At 39.6% G+C, this 4,066-nt stretch carries 2 protein-coding genes; both read right to left on the bottom strand.

Annotation, left to right across the window (positions count from 1 at the left end):
* Positions 1-541: 541 nt before the first annotated feature.
* Complete coding sequence (locus B2R65_RS15595; RefSeq protein ID WP_029773123.1) at positions 542-2,137, bottom strand: BCCT family transporter; 1,596 nt, start codon at positions 2,135-2,137, stop codon at positions 542-544.
* Positions 2,138-2,320: 183 nt separating this feature from the next.
* A complete protein-coding gene (locus tag B2R65_RS15590; RefSeq protein WP_024033645.1) occupies positions 2,321-3,736 on the bottom strand; it encodes an alanine/glycine:cation symporter family protein in 1,416 nt (471 codons plus the stop codon).
* Between the last annotated feature and the right edge of the window lie 330 nt (positions 3,737-4,066).

Below are 4,066 nucleotides of genomic sequence, written 5' to 3'. Positions count from 1 at the left end.
GTCCGGCCTCGGGCACCACTTTTACTAAAGTCCTTTTAGTAAATTAAATACTCCCTATTTTTAAATAAACATCCATTTTTTATATAACAATCACTTTGTTTATGTTTTTGCCTATTCCTTAAAGATTAATAGCAATTGGCTTAATCAAGTGACTAATTTTGAGGCAGACAATCGTGCTTAAAGCAAAGCATACGTATTGTTACACGTTAGCGTTAGTTGATTAAACCTACATTACTTTTCCTATATCCCTTTGCTGCTGCCGTCTAAATCCAATTCAGTTCATCAATCAATTTTGCATACATGCGCGACTACCTGATGATATAAACTTGATAGCTAAAGGTGTAACTAATAGCGCTTGGTTATTATGCGCTGATATGTGCGCTCTATTTATTTTAAACAACGTGTTTTAAAGGTATATTGCCAAAGCTAAACAGTTTGATAATTAAATACGGTCGTTAATGTATTAGCTGAAGTGTAGGTAAGGGAGGAAATAAAGTGCAAAGCAAAGCGACACAAAGCCGCTTTGCTAAAGTACATAATGCTATAACTTTGTTTGTGCCTTATAAATAGGGTATTCGCTCATTAAACCTTGAATAAGCGCCACGCACATTAAAATAAGCACAATTGAGAACGGTAACGCAGTGGTTACTACTCCAGATTGCAGAGCCTGCAAGGCTTGAGAGCCACCTACCCACAGTAATACGGCGGCTATTGCCCCTTCAATCGATGCCCAAAATATACGTTGTGGTACCGGCGCATCAATTTTTCCGCCAGCGGTTATGCCATCTATTACAAGTGAGCCAGAATCAGAAGAGGTAATAAAAAACACTAAAACAAGCACAATTGAGATCACACTAATAAGGCCACTAAGCGGAAGCTGCTCATAAACCTGAAATAGCGTCACAGAGATATCGGTTAACCCGTTTTGCCCAAGTGGGCCAACTTTATCAATAATTTGTGAAATCGCTAAATTACCAAATACCCCCATCCACACTAAGCTTAATAGTGTTGGCAGGCCAATGACGACTAATAAAAATTCCCGCACGGTACGGCCTCTAGAAACGCGGGCAATAAACATTCCTACAAACGGCGACCACGATATCCACCATGCCCAATAAAATACTGTCCAGGCATGCATCCAGTCTTCATCTTCACGGCCAAACGGATTACTAAGTGGAACCATATGTTCTACATATGCACCAAAGGTAAACCATATTGCTGTAATTGAGTCACTAAAAGTAAGCGATATTATGGCTACAAGTAAAATAAATGCACATATAAGATTGATGTTACTAAGTACTTTCACACCCCCTTCAATGCCTTTAATAACAGAAACAATAGCAATACAGGTAACGAGCGCTATAACTGTAATTTGAAAAGCGGTACCGTAGTCAGTGCCCATTAAATAATTAATACCACTTGTTGCTTGCTGTGCCCCTAAACCAAGAGACGTTGCTAAACCAAAAAGCGTAGAGAGTACAGCAAGTATATCAATAACGTGACCAAGCCAGCCCCAAGCACGATCGCCAAATAAGGGATAAAACACGGAGCGTATAGATAACGGAAGGCCTTTATTGTAAGCAAAAAACGCTAAGCTAAGTGCAACAATGGCGTAAATTGCCCAACCATGTAAGCCCCAGTGATACATGGTGGCGCCCATGGCTAAAGAGTGAGCTTCTGGGGTATTTGGCTCTGCGTTCATTGGCATTAAGTACCAATCAGTAAAATAGGCTGCGGGCTCTGCGACACCCCAAAACAGTAAACCTATCCCCATTCCTGCGGCAAATAACATTGCCAGCCATGAGAGATAACCATGTTCAGGTTTTGCATCAACACCCCCTAAGCGAATTTTACCAAGAGGGGAGAGCGCAAGTGCAAAGCAAAATAATACGAAACCATTAGCAATCAACATGAAGTAACTATCAAATTTATTGATAATGGCATCTTTAGTTGAGGTAAGTGCTTCCCTGACCACTTCAGGGTCAAGCAATAAGGTAAGGGCAACAAATAGTATGACTAAAAATGCGCTTATTCCAAACACTGGGTTATGAACATCAAACCCCCATTTTTGTACGTTATCTTGACCTACCTGATAATCGGTAGTGTCAATACTGTATTTGTTCAATTGGTCATCCATCATGACTCCTTTATATTATAGATAACAAACTTCAATTTTATAGTACGTAAGTAAATCAAAAAGCGCCTATTACTGATATTTAATTATGGTATATATCTCTGAAATACATTAATAAATTTTTATATAGTTTGAAAGGCAAAAAAAAGCGAGCTAATGCTCGCTTAATAATTTTTTAATTTAGCGTTACTTCCACGCGTTAGGATCAACCTCTTTGGCAAGCTTAGGGTGCTTGTCTTTGTCAAACGTAGGTAATACTCCTTGCTTGTTTTGCGCGTTGTAATCTTTTGATAACCACACAACAACGCCTGAAAGCATAAACAGTGCAACCACGTTTACAATAGCCATTAGGCCCATAGAAATATCAGCAAGTGTCCAAATAATACCTAGTTCACCAATGGCACCAAACATAACCATGCCTAATACGAGTAATCTAAATATAAACATTCCTTTAGTAGAGTTGTGCTCTAAAAACATTAGATTTGTTTCGGCATATGAATAATTCGCGACAATAGAGGTAAATGCAAAAAACAAAATGGCAATGGCAATAAAGTAAGTACCCCAGTCACCTACGTGCTCTTGTAGTGCAGCTTGCGTTAACTCTATTCCCAATACACCCGATTCAGGTACAAGTTGATTAGACAGTAAGATTAATGAGGCAGTGGCTGTACAGATCACAATAGTATCTATAAATACACCTAGCATTTGCACATACCCTTGCGAGGCTGGGTGCGGTGGATAAGGTGTTGCCGTTGCTGCGGCATTGGCTGCGCTACCCATACCGGCTTCGTTCGAAAACAAACCGCGCTTAATACCTTGGATCATAGCTTGCGTTACACCATAGCCAATTGCACCGGCGCCTGCTTGCTCTAAACCAAAAGCACTTTTTATTATAAGTACAATAACATCAGGTAGGGCAGTAAAGTTAATCGCACATACATATATAGCAACTAGCAAATAGGCAAGCGCCATAAATGGAACAACCATTTCGGCAAAACGTGATATTGTTTTTAATCCACCAAAAATAATGATGCCAGAGCCAATTACAAGTGCAATGCCTACTATATACTTAGGTACATCAAACGCTACTTCAAATGCGGCAGCAATAGAGTTTGACTGTACAGCATTAAATACCAGGCCAAAGGCTAAAATTAAGCACAATGAAAACAACACACCCATCCAGCGTTTGCCTAAACCACGCTCCATATAATAAGCAGGGCCACCTCTAAAGTTGCCATCAGCGTCTTTAGTTTTATAAGCTTGCGCTAACGTACTCTCTGCAAAGCTAGTTGCCATACCTATTAAAGCAATCAGCCACATCCAAAATATAGCCCCAGGGCCACCTAAATAAAGTGCCACGGCAACACCGGCCATATTACCTGTTCCAACACGCGCCGCTAAAGAAGTACAAAAAGCCTGAAAAGAAGAAATCTCATCTCCACCACATTTACGTGAGCCAAACATAACTTTAAACATATGGGGGAATTGTACAAATTGAATAAAGCCTAACCGAATGGTAAAAAAGACACCTGCTGCTATCAATAAGTAGACGAGAACTTGGCCCCAAAGTAAGGCACTTATACTATTTATTATATCTGTCATGAATACTACCTAAGTACATGAGTTAAAAAAGTGCTGGCAACTTACCATAACAAATCAAAAGAGTTTAGTTTTAAAAGCAAAAAAGCAGTCTTATCCACAGGCTTTTGTGGGTAACATGTGCTTTTAATGTGGGGTTCTTATGGGTATAAATTAAATGCAATTTTATTCAATAAAACGCTTGCGTAAAAATCTGTTCTCCCTATAATGCGACCCCACTGAGACGGCAGAGCGCAACGCATAGCGAGGCACGAGCTACTCAGTGAGTCGAGTAAAACTTAGTTTTAAAAACTTTCAAGTTTAAGAAAGTTAAGTGTTGACAAAAAAATAGGA

The sequence above is a fragment of the Pseudoalteromonas sp. UBA2102 genome (genome assembly GCF_002331165.1).
Taxonomy (GTDB): Bacteria; Pseudomonadota; Gammaproteobacteria; order Enterobacterales; family Alteromonadaceae; genus Pseudoalteromonas; species Pseudoalteromonas atlantica.
This window is presented reverse-complemented; position numbering and strand designations above follow the sequence as displayed.